The organism is Mesorhizobium sp. M0029 (assembly GCF_040323735.1).
GTDB lineage: Bacteria > Pseudomonadota > Alphaproteobacteria > Rhizobiales > Rhizobiaceae > Mesorhizobium.
The window spans coordinates 1-15,198 of record NZ_JAMYVF010000001.1 but is presented as its reverse complement, the minus strand read 5'-3'; the positions used below and the strand labels follow the sequence as shown (position 1 = coordinate 15,198).

The 15,198-nt window shown below is 64.1% G+C and carries 16 protein-coding genes and 1 pseudogene; 11 read left to right on the top strand and 6 right to left on the bottom strand.

Features of this window, described 5'->3' with window-relative positions; genetic code table 11:
• Positions 1–9: 9 nt before the first annotated feature.
• Both NKJ76_RS00085 and NKJ76_RS00080 read right to left on the bottom strand, forming a co-directional pair.
• The gene (locus NKJ76_RS00085) at positions 10–432 is read right to left on the bottom strand and encodes a hypothetical protein (RefSeq protein ID WP_352536502.1); all 423 of its coding nucleotides are present in this window, start codon (positions 430–432) and stop codon (positions 10–12) included.
• A complete protein-coding gene (locus NKJ76_RS00080; protein ID WP_023671142.1) occupies positions 432–1,685 on the bottom strand; it encodes a sarcosine oxidase subunit beta in 1,254 nt (417 codons plus the stop codon). Before NKJ76_RS00080 ends, NKJ76_RS00085 begins: the two co-directional genes overlap by 1 nt.
• Before the next feature lie 202 nt (positions 1,686–1,887).
• Between NKJ76_RS00080 and NKJ76_RS00075 the strand changes: the two genes are divergently transcribed.
• From NKJ76_RS00075 to NKJ76_RS00040, 8 genes and pseudogenes are all read left to right on the top strand, one after another.
• Entirely contained in the window at positions 1,888–2,256 is a 369-nt protein-coding gene (locus tag NKJ76_RS00075) for a YrdB family protein (RefSeq protein WP_023671141.1), read from the top strand.
• Positions 2,257–2,389: 133 nt separating this feature from the next.
• Positions 2,390–3,148: an SDR family oxidoreductase gene (locus NKJ76_RS00070; RefSeq protein WP_023671140.1), complete on the top strand. Its 759-nt coding sequence runs from the start codon at positions 2,390–2,392 to the stop codon at positions 3,146–3,148.
• A gap of 105 nt (positions 3,149–3,253) precedes the next feature.
• Positions 3,254–3,640 carry an SET domain-containing protein gene (locus NKJ76_RS00065; RefSeq protein ID WP_023671139.1) on the top strand — a complete coding sequence of 129 codons (387 nt, stop codon included), beginning with the start codon at positions 3,254–3,256 and terminating at the stop codon, positions 3,638–3,640.
• Between the two features lie 176 nt (positions 3,641–3,816).
• Positions 3,817–4,095 (top strand): 30S ribosomal protein S21, encoded by a 279-nt coding sequence (rpsU, locus tag NKJ76_RS00060; protein ID WP_023671138.1) that lies wholly within the window; start codon positions 3,817–3,819, stop codon positions 4,093–4,095.
• A 203-nt stretch (positions 4,096–4,298) separates the two neighbouring features.
• Entirely contained in the window at positions 4,299–5,153 is an 855-nt protein-coding gene (locus NKJ76_RS00055) for a tetratricopeptide repeat protein (RefSeq protein ID WP_023700994.1), read from the top strand.
• A 259-nt stretch (positions 5,154–5,412) separates the two neighbouring features.
• Positions 5,413–5,886: a DUF992 domain-containing protein gene (locus NKJ76_RS00050; RefSeq protein ID WP_023671136.1), complete on the top strand. Its 474-nt coding sequence runs from the start codon at positions 5,413–5,415 to the stop codon at positions 5,884–5,886.
• Between the two features lie 89 nt (positions 5,887–5,975).
• The gene (locus tag NKJ76_RS00045) at positions 5,976–6,455 is read left to right on the top strand and encodes a DUF992 domain-containing protein (protein WP_352536501.1); all 480 of its coding nucleotides are present in this window, start codon (positions 5,976–5,978) and stop codon (positions 6,453–6,455) included.
• Between the two features lie 193 nt (positions 6,456–6,648).
• Positions 6,649–8,084, top strand: a pseudogene (locus NKJ76_RS00040) (MFS transporter).
• A 121-nt stretch (positions 8,085–8,205) separates the two neighbouring features.
• On the opposite strand, the gene coaBC reads toward NKJ76_RS00040, so the two are convergent.
• The 3 genes from coaBC to ubiE form a co-directional block, all read right to left on the bottom strand.
• Positions 8,206–9,672: a bifunctional phosphopantothenoylcysteine decarboxylase/phosphopantothenate--cysteine ligase CoaBC gene (gene coaBC, locus NKJ76_RS00035; RefSeq protein WP_023737607.1), complete on the bottom strand. Its 1,467-nt coding sequence runs from the start codon at positions 9,670–9,672 to the stop codon at positions 8,206–8,208.
• 67 nt (positions 9,673–9,739) lie between these two features.
• Positions 9,740–11,314: a 2-polyprenylphenol 6-hydroxylase gene (ubiB, locus tag NKJ76_RS00030; RefSeq protein WP_023749085.1), complete on the bottom strand. Its 1,575-nt coding sequence runs from the start codon at positions 11,312–11,314 to the stop codon at positions 9,740–9,742.
• Between the two features lie 31 nt (positions 11,315–11,345).
• The gene (gene ubiE, locus NKJ76_RS00025; protein WP_352536500.1) at positions 11,346–12,122 is read right to left on the bottom strand and encodes a bifunctional demethylmenaquinone methyltransferase/2-methoxy-6-polyprenyl-1,4-benzoquinol methylase UbiE; all 777 of its coding nucleotides are present in this window, start codon (positions 12,120–12,122) and stop codon (positions 11,346–11,348) included.
• Positions 12,123–12,256: 134 nt separating this feature from the next.
• Here ubiE and NKJ76_RS00020 point away from each other — a divergent pair, with 134 nt between their 5' ends.
• From NKJ76_RS00020 to NKJ76_RS00010, 3 genes are all read left to right on the top strand, one after another.
• On the top strand, positions 12,257–13,228 hold the full coding sequence (locus tag NKJ76_RS00020; protein ID WP_023704052.1) for an adenosine deaminase: 972 nt from the start codon (positions 12,257–12,259) through the stop codon (positions 13,226–13,228).
• Between the two features lie 128 nt (positions 13,229–13,356).
• On the top strand, positions 13,357–13,986 hold the full coding sequence (gene upp / locus NKJ76_RS00015) for a uracil phosphoribosyltransferase (protein WP_023671129.1): 630 nt from the start codon (positions 13,357–13,359) through the stop codon (positions 13,984–13,986).
• A gap of 129 nt (positions 13,987–14,115) precedes the next feature.
• Entirely contained in the window at positions 14,116–14,673 is a 558-nt protein-coding gene (locus tag NKJ76_RS00010; protein ID WP_023740923.1) for a TIGR02281 family clan AA aspartic protease, read from the top strand.
• A 9-nt stretch (positions 14,674–14,682) separates the two neighbouring features.
• Here NKJ76_RS00010 and NKJ76_RS00005 read toward each other — a convergent pair whose 3' ends face one another.
• Positions 14,683–15,066, bottom strand: coding sequence for a hypothetical protein (locus NKJ76_RS00005; protein ID WP_502902230.1), 384 nt, complete (start codon positions 15,064–15,066; stop codon positions 14,683–14,685).
• Positions 15,067–15,198: the final 132 nt, after the last annotated feature.

Here is a 15,198-nt window from a genome sequence, read left to right as displayed (position 1 = left end):
CGTTCGTTCCTACAATTCGCCGTGGCCGACATGCGCGCCGGCCGGTTGGTTGCAAAGCCTCTGGCCCATCGCAGCAAAAGGCGCGACGAGCCGAATGCGCTCCTCTACACTTGCGGCGGGGCGAAACAGCTCGCGATACGCCATGTTGCCGATCGTGAGCTGAAACGGATCGGTCGTCACGATGACGCTGCGCGCATCGAATGTGTCGTCCTCGCCGAGACCGGAGGGCCTGTTCTCCATGAAGATGACCACCTTCTGGCCACCACTCCACACGCATCCCAGAATGCCGGCGTCGATCGAAAACGGCCAATTGGCTTCGTTGCCGGCGCGGCTGATCGGCTGCGTCCGCACCTCGTCCGGTGACGGAAAATGGAACAGGTCCTGCTCCCCCGCCAGCACCAGCGGCACCGCTACAGCCAGTTCCACCATCATCAGTGCGCCACCGCCGCCGCTGCTGCCTCGTCGATGAGGCGCCCGGTGCGGAAGCGCTCGATGGTGAAGGGCGCGTTGATCGGATGCGGATCGTCCTTGGCAATCGTGTGGGCAAAGACATGGCCTGAGCCGGGCGTTGCCTTGAAGCCGCCCGTGCCCCAGCCGCAATTGACATAGAGGCCTGATACCGGCGTCTTGGCCAGGATCGGCGAACGGTCGGGCGTCACGTCGACGATGCCGCCCCACGAGCGCAGCATCTTCATGCGGGTGAAGATCGGGAACATCTCGCAGATGGCGTCCAGCGTATGCTGCAAAATGTGCAGGCCGCCGGTCTGCGAATAGGAGACATACTGGTCGGTACCGGCGCCGATCACCAGTTCGCCCTTGTCGGACTGCGAGATGTAGGCGTGCACCGTGTTCGACATCACCACGCACGGCACCACCGGCTTGACCGGCTCCGACACCAGCGCCTGCAGCGGATAGCTTTCCAGCGGCATGCGCACGCCGGCCATGTTCATGATCACCGAGGAGTGGCCTGCAGCCACCACGCCGACCTTCTTGGCGCTGATGAAGCCGCGCGTCGTGTCGACGCCCATGACCGCGCCATTGGCCGCCCGCTTGACGCCGGTGACCTCGCAATTCTGGATGATGTGCACGCCGCGCGCCGAAGCGCCGCGCGCATAGCCCCAGGCCACCGCATCGTGACGCGCCGTGCCGCCTCGCCGCTGCAACGCGGCGCCGACGACGGGATAGCGCGCCTGCCTGGAAATGTTGAGCGGCGGGCAGAATTCCTTCGCCTGCTCAGGCGTCAGCCATTCATTGTCGATGCCGTTGAGACGGTTGGCATGGACATGGCGCTTCAGCACCTGGATGTCGTGCACATTGTGCGCCAGCATCATGACGCCGCGCGCCGAATACATGACGTTGTAGTTGAGTTCCTGGGAGAGCCCATCCCACAGCTTCAGCGCATGGTCGTAAATGCCGGCGCTCTCGTCATAGAGGTAGTTGGAGCGGATGATGGTGGTGTTGCGCCCGGTGTTGCCGCCGCCTAGCCAGCCCTTTTCCAGCACCGCGACATTGGTGATGCCGTGCACGGTGGCGAGATAGTAGGCGGTGGCCAGGCCATGACCGCCGGCGCCGACGATGATGACGTCATATTCCTTCTTCGGCTCCGGCGAGGACCATTGTTCCTCCCAGCCCTTGTGGCCGCGCATGGCCTCGCGGGCGATGGCGAATACCGAATATTTTTTCAACGTTCCAGCCTCGCAAATGGCGATGGGGTATTTTACGCAGCCCCGGCGCGCGAGGTGTATCACTAGCGAAACGGCGCTTCCACCCTTGCGCTGTTTGCGACGGCGCTTGCCGTTTTGCGCCGCGGTGGAAAAGACCTACCCGGGCTGGCAGGCATGGCTGCGTTCGGACACACTGGCGATCGAGAGACTCTGGAGGACGAATATGGGCAACGCCTGGTGGAATCTGACCTTGCGTTTCCTGCTGGAACTTGCCGCCTTGCTTGGCCTCGGCTTTGCCGGCTGGAGCCTCTCCGGCGGATGGTGGCGCTGGCTCTTCGCCTTGGCCTTGCCGTTCATTGCAGCTGCGCTGTGGGGAACCTTCGCGGTGCGCGGCGACCCGAGCCGGTCCGGACGCGCGCCGGTTCCTGTACCAGGCGCAGTCAGGCTGGTGCTTGAACTGGCCATCCTGTTTGGCGGTGCAGCCGGATTCTATGCCGCCGGTCACACGACCACGGGCGTTGTCATCACGCTGCTCATCGCCATCAGCTACGCATTTTCGCTCGATCGCCTCGGCTGGCTGCTGAAGCAATAGTCCGGCGCGCGGCGCTTGTGCCGCTGCGAAGCCATTCAGCAAGTCGAGCACGTATCGGGTGGCTAGCACCGTCCCGAACTGCGATCAACATCCCGGTTGCCGGCACAGCCGGCGCGATGAAAGGATGTAAAAAATGTTCGCACTCACCAATAAAATAGCGATCGTCACCGGCGCCAGTTCCGGCATCGGCCGCGCCACCGCAAAACTCTTCGCCGAAGAAGGCGCCAGGGTCGTCATCGCCGCCCGCCGCCAGGCCGAACTCGATGCGCTGGTCGTCGAAATCGAGGACGCCGACGGCACGGCAGTCGCGCTTGCCGGCGATGTCCGCGACGAAGCCTATGCAAAAGCCCTCGTCGATCTCGCCGTCGAAAAATTCGGCGGGCTCGATATCGCCTTCAACAATGTCGGCTCCGTCGGAACGATGGGTCCGATTTCGGAACTGTCGCTGGACGGATGGCGCGAGACGCTCGACGCCAATCTGACCAGCGCCTTTCTCGGCGCGAAATACCAGGTGCCGGCGATGGTCGAACGCGGCGGCGGATCGCTGATCTTCACCTCGACCTTCGTCGGTCACACAGTCGGCATGCCGGGCATGACCAGCTATGCCGCCAGCAAGGCCGGACTGATCGGCCTGACGCAGGTGCTGGCCGCCGAATACGGCCCCAGGGGCGTGCGGGTCAACGCGCTGATGCCGGGTGGCACCGACACGCCGTCGGCAACATTCAAGACGCCGGAATCACGCGCTTTCGTGGAAAACCTGCATGCCTTGAAACGTGTGGCTGTGCCTGAAGAGATCGCCCGCGCTGCGCTCTTCCTGGCATCGGATGCGTCGAGCTTCACCACAGGATCGGCGCTGTTTGCCGATGGCGGCGTCTCGATCACCCGGACGTGAAGCATTTCGCGGGTCATCGCCCGCGCCGATCAGCCATAGAACCCGAAACCGGACTTGCTTTTTCCTCGCGATTTGGCGATTCGGTTTCGGGTGAGGAGGACGGACATGCTGCTGATCAGGACCTATGTCGCCCAGAGCGCAATCGAAGGCGTCGGCGTGTTCGCCGCCGAGCCGATCAGGAAGGGCGCCTCGATATGGCGGCTCGATCCGGATTTCGACCGGCTGATCCCGATGGACAAATATGAGGCGGCGCCGCCGCACCTCAAGGAATTGCTCGACCGCTATGCCTATCCGAGCCCCGACCGTCCCGGCTTCATGGTCTATGAAGTCGATAATGGCCGCTTCATGAACCACGCCGAGCGGCCGAACACGGATTTTTCGCAATATGGCGGCGCCACCGCCACTCGAGATATATCAGCCGGCGAGGAAATTACCTGCGATTACGGCGAATTCTTCGAGGATTTCGCACGGCTCCATCTGGCCAGCGCCTAGTTGGCGCCCTATCTCGGGGCTGCCGTGGCAAATTGGCGGTTGTCCTTCATTTCCAGTGTGGACAGCGCGGCCTGATTCTGCTATCAGCCGCCACAATTCGTGGTGTAAAGCGCCGCGGAGGCATGTGGCTATGGCCACTTGCCTGTTGATATCAAACCCGAAAGACAGGATTGCCCGTGCAGGTACTCGTCCGCGACAATAACGTTGATCAGGCGCTTCGCGCTCTCAAGAAGAAGATGCAGCGCGAAGGCATTTTCCGCGAAATGAAGATGCGCGGCCATTACGAGAAGCCTTCCGAGAAGCGCGCCCGTGAAAAGGCCGAAGCCGTTCGCCGCGCCCGCAAGCTGGCCCGCAAGCGCGCCCAGCGCGAAGGCCTGCTGCCGATGACGCCGCGCCCGGTTGCTGCCGGCGCCGCCGGTGGTCCTGGTGGTGCTCCGCGTCCGCCGCGGTTCTGACGCCAATTTTTCGTCCTTTTCGAAGGATACTCAGAGGTGGCGCGATGCGGAATCGCCGCCACCTTTTTGTTTGGAGCGCCGCCATTCTGTTGGAGGCCGTTCCCTTGAACGCGCAAACGGCGTTCTAGATTTTGTTACGAGAATCTGTGACCCGGCCCGGAGGGGGACCTGGACGGCGAGGCTGAAGTGAGGACAGGGCAGACATGAACGCAATCGGCGTAGAGCGCAGAACCACAATGCGCGGTTTGGCCCTGGCGGCAGCCCTGATGTCCGGCCTTGTGCTTGCCAGTTGCCAGAGCGTTCCGACCGGCGAATTCAACAACATCGACAAGGCGCAAGGCTCGAGCGAGAACATCTCCTCGCTGTCGGCGGTGATCCAGCGCAATCCGCAGGATCCGGAAGGCTACAATGTGCGCGGCTCAGCCTATGGCCGTGGCGGCCAGTATCAGGCGGCGCTGAAGGATTTCGACACCGCCATCCAGCTCAACCCGAATTTCTACCAGGCCTATTCGAACCGGGCGCTGATCCAGCGCTTCCTCGGCAACCAGGCGGCCGCCCTTGCCGACTACAACCGCTCGATCCAGATCAATGCAAATTATGACGCCGCCTATATCGGCCGCGGCAACCTTTATCGCAAGGCCGGCCAGACCCAGCAGGCCTTCAACGATTTCCAGAAGGCGATCCAGCTCGACACCACGGATGCCCGCGCCTACCACAATCGCGGCCTGATCTATCAGAGCCAGGGCCAGCACAAGTTTGCCATCGAGGATTTCTCGACCGCCATCTCGCTGGCGCCGGACGCCGCCGAACCCTACAACGGCCGCGGCCTCTCCTATCTCGCCATGAATGACGAGGACAACGCCTTCTCCGACTTCAACATGGCCATCAAGCTCGACGGCAAGAACGCCGAAGCCTGGTCCAACCAGGCGCTGATCTACGAGCGCCGCGGCGACAAGGTCAAGGCCTCGAAGGCCTACCGCGAAGCCGTCCATCTCGACCCGACCTACCAGCCGGCCAAGGACGGCCTGTCGCGCACATCGGGCGCCACCGCCGGCTGACATGCGGCCGGCGCGCCGCCATCGGCGGCGGCTTCTTCAACAACGCTCCATTCCTGATACGGTGCGCCGCGTGAGCGGTTTCTCCCCGGGAAAGCGCAGAGCCCTTCCGCTACGGATTGCGTATCCAGAAAACCCCACTATCACCCAATCTTAACCACCGGGGCAAAGCGTTAACCCCTGCCTTGATCGCGCCAAGTTTTCAGCGGAACGCTCCGGGCCATTCAACCGTTGTTGAAGGCATTTTCGAAAGGACTGACCCATGATCAAGAAAATCATCTGTGCCGCGGCACTTGCCACGACGCTGCTTGCCGTTCCCGCCAGCGCCGGCAAGCTTCAACTCGGCACGCTCGATTGCACCATCGACGGCGGCGTCGGTTACGTCATCACGTCGAACAAGGGCGTCGACTGCACGTTCCGTCCTTATCACCATGGGCCGTCCGAGAAATACACGGGGATGATCTCCAAGCTCGGCGTCGATCTCGGCCAGACGCATCAGGGCCAGCTGGTGTGGGCGGTTCTGGCCGCCACCCGCGGCCATGATGAGGGCGACCTTGCCGGCCATTATTACGGCGTCAACGCCGAGGCGAGCGTGGTGACCGGCGGCGGCGCCAATCTGCTGGTCGGCGGGCTCGACGGCGCCTTTGTGCTGGAGCCGCTCAGCGTCCAGGCGCAGACCGGCGTCAATGTAGCGGTCGCCGTGACCTCCCTGGAGCTGATCCACTCGTTCAAGTAAGCATCGGCAAATAAGGATCGACTGATCCCTCTACGCGCGGCGCGGAACAGGTTACTGTTTCGCGCCGTATGCTTTTTGGGGGATCCGCCGTGCTGAAACCAGCCATCGCCGCCGCTATCACCATCATCTGTACCGCCCAGGCCCAAGCGCAAGACCAGGGCATCGAACTCGGCGTGCTCGATTGCGCCATCGGCGGCGGCACCGGCTTCATCTTCGGCTCCAGCAAGGATCTGAGCTGCACCTTCACGCCGGCCGACAAGAGCTTTTCGCCCGAAGCCTATTTCGGCGCCGTCAACAAATACGGGCTCGACATCGGCACCACCAAGCAGACGATCATGCAATGGCTGGTGCTGACGCCGCTGAGGAACATCTATGCGCCCGGCGGGCTGGCCGGCGACTATATCGGCGCCAGCGCCGAAGTGACCGCGGCGGTCGGCGCCGGCGCCAATCTCCTGGTCGGCGGCTCCTCGCAGGCCTTCACCCTGCAGCCGCTCAGCCTGCAGACGCAGACCGGTATCAACATTGCGATCGGCGTCAGCCAGTTTCAGCTGCGCAGCATTGAGAACTGACCGGCGCATCAAGCGGAGAGGCTTCCGGCCAATCTCGACCGTTTCCACTTCGATAAAAAGCCACTTGAGCTCAACTGCGCTTGAGGTTTTACAACTCGCCTGACTGAAACAGCGCGCATGGCCCCGCTGGTAAGCCCGACTGGCTTCTGGCGCCATGCGCCGGCATCGAGATATGCAAAGGCAGGGTAAAAGAATGACTGAAATCACCAGCAACAAGGTCGACTGGCGGGCATTGTGGGCAAGCGGCGACCTCGCGCGCTTCTGCTTCATCAGCCTCGGCATCCTGCTGCACGCCACCAACGAAACGATGGTGGCGACGGTCATGCCGGCCATGGTCGGGGACCTCGCCGGTGTGCAGTTCGTCGGCTGGTCGCTGGCCGTCTACGAGCTCGGCGCCATTGTCGCCGGCGCAGCGGCCGGGCGGCTGGTCAGCTATGTCGCTCTACGCTCCAACGTCACGGTCGCCGCCCTGCTCTATGCCGTGGGCGCACTGATCTGCGCCACCGCGCCGTCCATGCCGGTGTTTTTGGCGGCCGTCTGGTCGAGGGTCTCGGCGGCGGTGCGCTGGTGTCGCTGGCCTTCGTCTCGGTCGAGCGGCTGTTTAACCGCAGCATCTGGCCACAGCTGTTCGGCATAATGTCGGCGATCTGGGGCGTCGCCGCCTTCAGCGGCCCGATGCTCGGCGCGATCATGGTCGAGCTCCTGTCCTGGCGCTGGGCCTTCGGCGTCTTCGTGCTGGGTGGCATCGCCATGGCATCGGCAAGCTTCATCGTCCTGAACACGCCGGAAGCGACGAAGCCGCAAGCCGCCGCCGGCACCTCGCCGCCCTTCCCCTTTGCAGCACTTGGCTGCCTCGCCATCGCCGTCGTGCTGATCGCCACCGCAGGCGTCGACGTCGCCTTGCTGCGCTCGTCGCTGCTGCTGGTCCTCGGCCTCGCCGGCCTGGCGCTGTTCGTTTTCGTTGACGCCATGAAGCCGCAATCGCGACTGTTCCCGTCGGGCCTGTTCTCATGGCGCTCGCCGGTCGGCAGCGGCATGAGCATGGTTGCCGCCTTCTCGGTGGCGACAGTCTCTTTTTCCATCTACGGGCCGCTTCTGCTTACCACGCTGCACGGCATCCCGATCCTGACCACAGGCTACATCATCGCCGCCGAATCGATCGCCTGGTCAATCCTGTCGATCGCCGTCGCCAATGCGCCGCTGCAGCGCGAACGGCAGATCCTCGTTATCGGCGCGCTGATGATTGCAGCCGGCCTCGCCGGTTTCGCCTATGCCATCCCCGCCGGCTCGATCCCGGTGATCCTGCTCTGCGCTTTGTTGCAAGGCGGTGGCTTCGGCATGTCATGGCCCTTCCTGACCCGCATCATCGTCGCCTCGGCCCGCAACGGCGAGCAGACGATCGCCTCGGCCGCCGTGCCGACCATGCAGCGCATCGGCTACGCCGTGGGCGCCGCCATGGCCGGCATCATCGCCAATGCCAGCGGCTTTTCGGACGGGCTGAACCGCGAGGCAGCAGCGCACGTCGCCGGCTGGCTGTACCTGGCCTTCGTGCCACTTGGCATTGTCGGTTGCCTGGCGGCGTTGAAGATGGCTTTGGCGGCACGCCGGCCGCAATTGGCGACAGGCTGAGGGCACGGCGGATGGAGAATTTGGCGACAGCATTCCGCCGGCGCTGTCGGCGTCAAATGCCCTCGACCACAAGGCTGCTTGCAAGACCATGGCCCGTGCCTGATTGCGGACCGGCGGCCGCTCAGGCTTGCAAACGCTCGGCGATGAGCGCGGCGAGCCGCGCCGCCACCTCGTCCTTGCCCATCTCAGGCCATTCCTCGACGCCGTCCTTCGAGACGATGCGCACCTTGTTGCGGTCGCCGCCCATGACGCCGGTGGGGCCGACGCCGCTTTCACGCGAGACATCGTTGGCGACAATGAAATCGGCGCCCTTCTTCTTCAGCTTGGCCTCGGCGTTGGCAATCAGGTCCTGCGTCTCGGCGGCGAAGCCGACAACCAGCCCCGGCCGTTGCCCGTGATGACCAACACCGGCGAGAATGTCGGGGTTTTCGATCATCTGCAGCGCCGGTGGGCCCTGGCCCGCCACCTTCTTGATCTTCTCGCCGGCCGTGCCAGCGGTGCGCCAGTCGGCGACGGCAGCTACGAAGACCGCAGCGTCCGCCGGCAACAACTGTTCGACGGCCGCCTTCATCTCGGCCGCGGTCTCGACATGTGTCGTCACAACGCCGGCCGGATCGGCAATGCTGACCGGACCGGAGATCAGGCGTACATCCGCGCCCAGTCTTGCCAGCGCTGCCGCAATCGCATGGCCCTGCTTGCCCGAAGAGCGGTTGGCGATGTAGCGCACCGGGTCGATCGGCTCATGCGTCGGCCCCGAGGTGACGATGATCCTGCGGCCGGCCAGCGGCTTCGGCCTGCTGTCGAGCTGTGCCTCGATCACTGCCACGATCTCCAGCGGCTCGGCCATGCGGCCCTCGCCCGCCTCGTTGCTTTCCGCCATCTCGCCCTTGGCCGGGCCGACGAAGGCGATGCCATCCTTGGCGAGCGTCGCCCGGTTGCGGCTCGTCGCGGCATGCGACCACATTTTCGGGTTCATCGCCGGCGCCATCAGCACCTTCTTGTCGGTGGCGAGCAGCACCGTCGAGGCCAGATCGTTGGCATGGCCGTTGGCGAGCTTGGCCATCAGATCGGCAGTGGCCGGCGCCACCACCAGAAGGTCGGCCTCGCGCGACAGCCTGATATGGCCGACATCGTGCTCGTCATTGCGGTCGAACAGTTCGGTGAAGACATGGTCGGCCGAAAGCGCGCCGACCGAAAGCGTGGTGACGAATTCCTGCGCGGCCGATGTCATCACCACGCGCACGCCAGCACCGCGCTCGCGCAGCCGGCGGATCAGGTCGAGCGCCTTGTAGGCGGCGATGCCGCCGCCGATGATCAGCAGGATGCGCTTGCCGTCGAGGGTTTTTTGCGTTTTTGTGGATTGACCTCGCTGGGGCAGATCGATGTCAAAACCTCCATGAGGCTCAACCAAGCGGCGGATTGTTGCATAGAGGGTTTCGCTCGCGGGCATGCCGGCTTCCGCCGACAGCACGCTCTTGGCAAGCGCATCACGCGCCTCTTCCTCCATCGACACCCCGCGCGCCGCAGCGCGCTCACGCAATTTCTGCTTCACGTCGTCAGCTAGATTGCGGACAGTAATGGTGCCCATGACTTGCTCCGCGACATCAATAGCGCGACTGCAACGCTAGCACCACCGTTGCTAGCGTTGCAAGCGATCAGAGCAGCTTCCACGCGATGTAAACCAGCGTCAGCGCGATCACCCACACCGCCAGCCGGCCCGAGCGGGTGTAACGGGCTTCGGCCTTGCCGATGGCGCGCGATGTCGCCTCGTCGAAGCGGAGGCCGTGCTCCGCCATAAAATCGATCTCGCGTGACAGCCGCTCGGTGCGAGCGGCAAGGTCCGGCGCTTGGCGGGCGAGCGCCAGCAGCGCCTTGGCGCCGTCGCGCGCGTCCATCAGCAGGCCGCTCGGCCCGAGATTGCCGGCGATCCACTGGCCGACCACCGGCTCGGCCGTCTTCCACATGTTGAAGGCCGGGTCGAGCGTACGCGCGACGCCCTCCACCACCACCATGGTCTTCTGCAACAGGATCAGTTCCGACCGCGTGGCCATATCGAACAGTTCGGTGACCTCGAAGAGCAGCGTCAAAAGCTTGGCCATCGAAATGGTCTCGGCCGGCTGGCCGTGGATCGGCTCGCCGATGGCGCGGATCGCCTGCGCGAAAGCCGCGACATTGTGCTGGCGCGGCACGTAGCCGGCCTCGAAATGCACCTCGGCGACGCGCAAATAGTCGCGGGTGATGAAGCCGTAGAGGATTTCGGCGAGGAACCGGCGCTCCTTCTTGCCGAGCCGTCCGGCAATGCCGAGATCGACGGCGACGATATTGCCATTGGCCTCGACGAACAGATTGCCTGGATGCATGTCGGCATGGAAGAAGCCGTCCCGCAGCGTGTGACGCAGGAACGACTGGATCAGGTTGGTGGCGATCGCCTTCAGATCGTGCCCCGCCGCAGCGAGGCCGGCGATGTCGTTCATCTTGACGCCGTCGACCCATTCCATGGTCAGCACATCGCGCCCGGTGCGCTCCCAGTCGACGGACGGCACGCGGAAGCCCGGATCGTCCTTGGTGTTTTCGCCCAGTTCCGAAAGTGCGGCCGCCTCGAGGCGAAGATCCATCTCGATCTTGGTGGTCTGCGCCAGCGTCTCGGTCACCTCGACCGGCCGCAGCCGGCGCGACGACGGGATGTATTTCTCCTGCAGCCGGGCGGCGAGGAAATAGCTTTCGAGATCCTGAAAGAAGCGGCGGCGCACGCCAGGCCGGATCACCTTCACCGCCACCTTGGTATCGACACCGTCATGCATGGCCTGCGCGGGATGGACCTGGGCGATGGAGGCCGCCGCGACCGGCCCGCCGAACTGCGTATAGAGTTCGCCGATCTTGCGCCCGAGCGACCCCTCGATCGCCGCCACCGCTTCCGCCTGCGAAAAAGTGTGCATCTTGTCCTGCAGCATGGCGAGGTCGAGCGCCATGTCGTTGCCGACGACATCGGGCCGCGTCGCCAGGAACTGGCCGAGCTTGACATAAGAGGGTCCGAGCCGGACCACCGCCTTGGCCAGCCGGTCGCTGCGCTCATAAGCGAGCGCGCGGCGGCGGGTGAACAGCCGGGCCATGCGCCAGCCGAATTTCGGCAGGCCGCTGAGTTCGTCCCCCGGCAGTGCTGCGATCACGCCCTCGCGGACCAGCACCCAGCCGGCCCGCGCGAGCCGAAAGGCGGCGCCGACGCTGCTCATCGTCTACCCTGCTGCTGCAAACTGTCCGGCCTCAAAGCTTCCAGCCCGAATGAAGCGCTGCGATGCCGCCGGAATAGTTGCGGAACGACACGCGCTCGAAGCCGGCGCGGGTGATCATGGCAGCAAAATTCTGTTGGTTGGGAAATTTGCGGATCGATTCGACCAGATAGGAATAGGGCTCGCCGTCGCCCGTCACCATCTTGCCGATCTGCGGAATGGCGTTGAACGACCAGGCTTCGTAGACCTTGTCGAGCAGCGGCATCTCGACCTCGGAAAACTCCAGGCACAGGAACCGTCCGCCGGGCTTCAGCACGCGAAAGGCTTCCGTCAGCGCGACATCGATGCGCGGCACGTTGCGGATGCCGAATGCGATGGTGTAGGCGTCGAAGGTGCTATCGGTGAAAGGCAGTTCCTCGGCATTGGCCTCGACGAAATCGGTGTTGCCGGACAGGCCCTTTTTCTCCGCGCGGTCACGGCCGACGCTGAGCATCGAGCCGTTGATGTCGAGCACCGTGGCATGCGCGTTGCCTTGGCTGGCGTCTACAATGCGGAAGGCGATGTCGCCGGTGCCGCCCGCCACGTCAAGCACTTTCCAGCCCGGACGTTTCGGCGGATTGAGCCATGTCACCATGGCATCCTTCCACAGCCGGTGCAGCCCGGCCGACATCAGGTCGTTCATCAGGTCGTAGCGGTTCGCCACCTTGTGGAAAACATCGTTGACCAGAGGCTGCTTGTCGCCTGGCCCTACCTTCTTGAAACCATAGGAGGTTTCCATGCCGCCCGCGGCCGTGGTTCTCTCAACTGACATTATTTTGATCCGTCATAAAACCGGCGGGACCATAGCCGATCGATGGTGCGGGCGCTATTGTTTAAGGCGCGGTGTTCGGCCGCGCTTCCAGGTGGTGGGCTTTACGGCCTGGACTGATGAGACGGGATAACTGCATGCCTTTGAAAGCAGAACTGCACTGCCACATCGAGGGGGCAGCGGCGCCCGAACTCGTCATCCGTCAGGCGCAGAAATACGGCAAGGACACCTCGCTTTATATCCAGAACGGCTCCTTCGTCTGGCATGATTTCACCTCGTTCCTGGCGGCTTATGATTTTTCCGCCGACCTGTTCCGCACCGAGGAGGATTATGCCCGCCTCGCCGACCATTATCTGACCAGCCTTGCCCGCGACGGCGCCATCTATTCCGAGGTCTTCACCTCGCCCGACCATGCCGTCAGGGCCGGCCTGTCGCCCAAGGCCTATACCGATGCGCTCGGCGAAGGCATGCTGCGCGCCAAAGCCAAGACCGGCATCGAGGGCCGCATGATCGTCACCGGCGTACGCCATGTCGGCGTCGAGTCGATCGAGCAGGCGGCGCGCTTTGCGGCGCGCTGCGGAAATCCGCTGGTCACCGGCTTCGGCGTCGCCGGCGACGAGCGCATGGGCGAGATGGAGGATTATGTCAGGGCCTTCGAGATCGCCCGCGAAGCCGGCCTTGGCATCACCATCCATGCCGGCGAGTTGACCGGGTGGGAGACGGTGCAGGCCGCACTCGACCACATCCGCCCCTCGCGCATCGGCCATGGCGTGCGCGCCATCGAAAATCCCGACCTGGTGCGCCGCATCGCCGATGAGGGCATCGTGCTCGAATGCTGCCCCGGCTCCAACATCGCGCTCAAAGTCTACGACAGTTTCGCCGATCACCCTTTGCCTGCCCTGCAGGCGGCCGGCTGCAAGGTGACGCTGAACTCCGACGACCCACCCTATTTCTGGACCTCGCTGAAGCGCGAATACGACATCGCCGCCGAGCATTTCTCCATGAATGAAAAAGCTTTGACCGCCGTCACCAGGACGGCGATCGAAGCGGCTTTCGTCGACAGGAAGACGAAAAGCGCGCTGCTTGCCCGGCTCGATGCGAAGAGGTGACTGGTGATTGGTGATTGGTGATTGGTTTGCCGGCGGTTCGGCCTGTCAACGGCAATGATCGATCCATCGGGACTCGCAAACCTGCTCACTATTCACTATTCACTATTCACCATTCACTGGAGCAACCCATGCAGGGCGTCACCGTCGTCGACCACCCGCTTGTCCAGCACAAGCTGACCATCATGCGCAAGAAGGAGACGTCGACCGCCGGCTTCCGGCGACTGCTCCGCGAGATCTCGCTCCTGCTCGGCTACGAGGTCACCCGCAACCTCGAACTGACGACGACGACCATCGAAACGCCGATGGAAACCATGGAAGCGCCGACGCTGGAGGGCAAGAAGCTGGTCTTCGCCTCGGTGCTGCGCGCCGGCAATGGCCTGCTCGAAGGCCTGCTCGACCTGGTCCCGGCGGCCCGCGTCGCGCATGTCGGCCTCTACCGCGATCACGAAACGCTGGAGGCGGTGGAATATTTCTTCAAGGCGCCGAGCGATCTCGCCGACCGGCTGGTGATCGTCGTCGATCCGATGCTGGCGACCGCGAACTCGGCCATCGCGGCCATCGACAAGCTGAAGGAGCGCGGAGCCACCAACATCCGTTTCCTTTGCCTGCTGGCGGCGCCAGAAGGCATCGAGCGCTTCACCAAGGCGCATCCGGATGTCCCGGTCTTTACCGCTTCCATCGACCGCCAGCTCAACGAGAAGGGCTACATCATGCCCGGCCTCGGCGATGCCGGCGACCGCATGTACGGAACCAAATGACGGCGGCTGGCAAGGCCAGCTGGCATCCAGTCGTTTACCGCCCGTTTACGCAAAGCCGCGGTTTCGGGTTGGCGTTAAAGCGGCACACACCATACGTGGGCAAAAATGGGCCTTCACGAAGGTCCATTCATGCTGCGCAAGCTTCTTATTCTGGGCGTGTTCGCCGGAACGTCGGCATCGATCCCGATCGTCTATCAGTCGAACCCGCAGATTCTCGACAACCTGTTGAAGTCGACCGTCGCCGGCAAGCCGCAACCGCAGCCCGAGCTGAGCCTCGCCTCGGTTCCCGACAAGCCGGCCGCACCGCTGCCCACCGGTCGCAAGGTCCTGGTGGCGGCCGACGAGCGCGGCCATTTCACCTCCGCCTTCAAGCTCAACGGCCGCCAGGTCGACGGCATGATCGACACCGGCGCCACTTTGGTCGCCATCAACACCTCGACGGCGCGCCGCATCGGCATCTCGCTCAACCCGTCGGATTTCAGCCATCAGGTCAACACCGCCAATGGCGCGATCAGGGCCGCTGTGGTCAACATCGACCGCCTGCAGATCGGCAAGATCAGCGTCGACAACATCCAGGCCGTGGTCCTCGACGACAAGGCGCTGCGCACCAACCTGATCGGCATGAGCTTTTTGCAGCGGCTGGCAAAATACCAGGTCGAAAACGGCACACTGTTGCTGGTGCAGTAGCGCCTTCCGCTACCCGCGCGGCAGCACGCGCCGGATGACAGTCTTGTCGGCGGCTGGTTTCGACGCCCCGATCGTATAGGCCGAAAGCACGGCGGCTGCGGCCGCTTCGGCCTCCGCTTGCGTGCGGGCGTGGACGAGCGCCAGCGGCTCGCCGGTCCGCACCTCGGCGCCGAGCGGCAGCAGCCTGGTGATGCCGACCGCATGGTCGATCCTGTCGTCCGGCCGCGTACGCCCGCCACCGAGCCCGACCACGGCAAGGCCGATATCGCGGGTGGCAATGCCGGTGGCAAAGCCGTTGCCTGCCGCCTTGACCGCAAACTCCACCGCCGCTTTCGGCAGGTATTTTTCCGGCTTCTCGACGAAATCGGCGGGACCGCCAAGGGCTGCGACCATACGTGCGAAGGCGGCCGCCGGGCCGCCCCCCCCCCGCCCCAAGGCCCCGCCCCCGCGCCCCGCCGGCATTGGCGACCCCCCCCCCGCCGGAGGGAGGAGAAAAACGCGCCCCGCCCGCCGGACAAACACACC

Coding starts and splice junctions, on each gene's coding strand:
- NKJ76_RS00085 (WP_352536502.1), bottom strand. CDS start 432: ATGATGGTGGAACTGGCTGTAGCGGTGCCGCTGGTGCTGGCGGGGGAG.
- NKJ76_RS00075 (WP_023671141.1), top strand. CDS start 1,888: ATGGGCAACGCCTGGTGGAATCTGACCTTGCGTTTCCTGCTGGAACTT.
- NKJ76_RS00070 (WP_023671140.1), top strand. CDS start 2,390: ATGTTCGCACTCACCAATAAAATAGCGATCGTCACCGGCGCCAGTTCC.
- NKJ76_RS00065 (WP_023671139.1), top strand. CDS start 3,254: ATGCTGCTGATCAGGACCTATGTCGCCCAGAGCGCAATCGAAGGCGTC.
- NKJ76_RS00055 (WP_023700994.1), top strand. CDS start 4,299: ATGAACGCAATCGGCGTAGAGCGCAGAACCACAATGCGCGGTTTGGCC.
- NKJ76_RS00050 (WP_023671136.1), top strand. CDS start 5,413: ATGATCAAGAAAATCATCTGTGCCGCGGCACTTGCCACGACGCTGCTT.
- coaBC (WP_023737607.1), bottom strand. CDS start 9,672: ATGGGCACCATTACTGTCCGCAATCTAGCTGACGACGTGAAGCAGAAA.
- ubiB (WP_023749085.1), bottom strand. CDS start 11,314: ATGAGCAGCGTCGGCGCCGCCTTTCGGCTCGCGCGGGCCGGCTGGGTG.
- ubiE (WP_352536500.1), bottom strand. CDS start 12,122: ATGTCAGTTGAGAGAACCACGGCCGCGGGCGGCATGGAAACCTCCTAT.
- NKJ76_RS00020 (WP_023704052.1), top strand. CDS start 12,257: ATGCCTTTGAAAGCAGAACTGCACTGCCACATCGAGGGGGCAGCGGCG.
- upp (WP_023671129.1), top strand. CDS start 13,357: ATGCAGGGCGTCACCGTCGTCGACCACCCGCTTGTCCAGCACAAGCTG.
- NKJ76_RS00010 (WP_023740923.1), top strand. CDS start 14,116: ATGCTGCGCAAGCTTCTTATTCTGGGCGTGTTCGCCGGAACGTCGGCA.
- NKJ76_RS00005 (WP_502902230.1), bottom strand. CDS start 15,066: ATGGTCGCAGCCCTTGGCGGTCCCGCCGATTTCGTCGAGAAGCCGGAA.